Source organism: Mesorhizobium sp. M7A.F.Ca.CA.004.12.1.1 (genome assembly GCF_003997835.1).
GTDB lineage: Bacteria > Pseudomonadota > Alphaproteobacteria > Rhizobiales > Rhizobiaceae > Mesorhizobium.
Genome location: NZ_RZRK01001012.1, coordinates 1 through 1,896 on the forward strand (window position 1 = coordinate 1; position 1,896 = coordinate 1,896).

3 protein-coding genes are annotated in these 1,896 nt (G+C 63.8%); 2 read left to right on the forward strand and 1 reads right to left on the reverse strand.

Translation table 11 applies throughout. The annotated features are described in order from the left end of the window. A partial coding sequence (locus EN984_RS32955; protein WP_206517541.1) for an LssY C-terminal domain-containing protein occupies positions 1-224 on the forward strand: 224 nt, incomplete at its 5' end. A 12-nt stretch (positions 225-236) separates the two neighbouring features. Here EN984_RS32955 and EN984_RS32960 read toward each other — a convergent pair. After that, positions 237-1,259, reverse strand: a complete 1,023-nt coding sequence (locus EN984_RS32960; RefSeq protein WP_127270043.1) for an NAD(P)-dependent alcohol dehydrogenase — start codon at positions 1,257-1,259, stop codon at positions 237-239. A 127-nt stretch (positions 1,260-1,386) separates the two neighbouring features. Between EN984_RS32960 and EN984_RS32965 the strand changes: the two genes are divergently transcribed. Further along, positions 1,387-1,896, forward strand: a 510-nt coding sequence (locus tag EN984_RS32965) for a LysR family transcriptional regulator (protein WP_127384283.1), incomplete at its 3' end; no start/stop codon positions are given.

A 1,896-nucleotide genomic window follows, 5' to 3' on the forward strand; every position in this document is an offset into this window, starting at 1 on the left:
GCGTCGGCCTCAGCCACGACACCGGCGCCGTCACCCACCATATCGGCCCCGACATCGACGCCGAGCGCGATTTCCTGATGCGCGACCTGGCCACCGCCGGCACGCTGATCTCGACCAGCGATATATCGGGCGTCGGCGCCACCAGTACGGGACGCAATGGCGGCGGCGATCCCTATTTCACGGATGGCGAGGCAATTGTCGGCGTGTTGAAGCAGTTGCCCTGACCATCGCAAAAGTCAGTTCGTGGTGATCACGATCTTGCCGAACGGCCCTTTCTCCAGATGCTGCAAGGCTTGCGGCACCTCGTCGAAGCCAAAGAGCTTGTCGATGACCGGCTTGATCGCCAGCGCCTCGATCGCCTGATTCATACGTTCGAAGGCGCGGCGATGGCCAACCGACAGGCCCTGCACGGTGATGCGGTTGCGCATGAAGGGCATGATAGGGAAGCTGAGCTCCATCGCGCCCAACAGGCCGATGATCGACAGCCGACCGTCGGCGGCGAGCGCATTCAGCGATCGCCGTGCATTGTCGCCGCCGACCATTTCCAGCACGTGGTTGACGCCCAGCCCATTCGTCAGCTCACGCACGGCCTCATCCCAGGCCGGTTGCGTGCGGTAGTTGATCCCTTGCCAGGCGCCGAGCTTTCTCGCCCGCTCAAGCTTTTCATCGCTGCTTGAGGTGACGATGGCGCGCAGGCCGAACGCGGTGGCGAACTGCAGCGCAAACAGCGACACGCCGCCGGTGCCCTGGATCAGAATGGTCTGGCCCGGCACCGGTCTGGTCGCTTCGGCCATGGCGAACCAGGCCGTCAGCGCCGCGATCGGCAATGTCGCGGCCTCGAAATCGCCGAGCGATGGCGGCGCCAGCACCGCGGCGTCCTCGCCGAGAATGACATGGTCGGAAAGCATGCCCGACAGCGACGACCCCAGCGTGTGCTTATGCAGCACCGGCGGTGCGTCGCCATCCGGCCAATCGGCGATCACCTGGCCGAGCACGCGCTGGCCGACCTGAAAGCGGCTGACCGCACTGCCGACGGCCACCACTTCACCCACCGCGTCGGATGTCGGCACGAAGGGAAAGGCAAGGTCTGGGATCAGCACGCCGTCTACGATCATCTTGTCCTTGTAGTTGAGCGACACGGCCTTGGTCCGCACCAGCAAATCGTGCGGCCCTGGCTCGGGCACCTTGCCTTCCACCTGGCTTAGCCTCGACAGGCCAAAACCGCTCATCTGCCAGGATCTGTTGATTGGGGTGCTCATGTCGTGTCGCGCTCCGTGCGTTGATGCCAGGCGAGACATTTATGCCTTTCGACTATAGAAAATAGTGCTTCCGTGCGGTATAATTTGACACTGATTGCGGATTAAAAGTCGACAATAGGAAATCGCCATGGAAACGGCCGACCTGCAAGGCATCGTCGCGTTTGTTCAGGCGGTGGAGGCCGGCAGCTTCACCAGCGCCGGCGAGCGGCTGCATGTGACGAAGTCGGCGATCGGCAAATCGATCGCGCAGCTGGAGCAGAGACTCGGCGTCCGCTTGCTGAACCGCACCACCCGCAGCCTCAGCCCGACCAGCGAAGGCGTCAGCTATTATGAAGCCTGCGTCCGGGCCCTTGCCGAGATCGAAGCCGCACAGTCGCTGCTTGCCTCGCGCCGTCAGGTCCCGTCTGGCCGGCTTCGGATCGACGTGCCGCTGGCCTTCGGCCGACGCTGCGTCGCCCCCGTGCTGTTCGAGATTTCGAAGAAATTTCCGGACCTGACGGTGGAAGTCTCCTTCAATGACCGCCGCGTCGACCTGATCGAGGAGGGCATCGACCTGGCGATCCGCATGGGCGAACTCGACGACAGCCTGTCGCTTGCGGCCAGGCGCCTCTACGCCCAGCGCTCGGCCATATGCGCG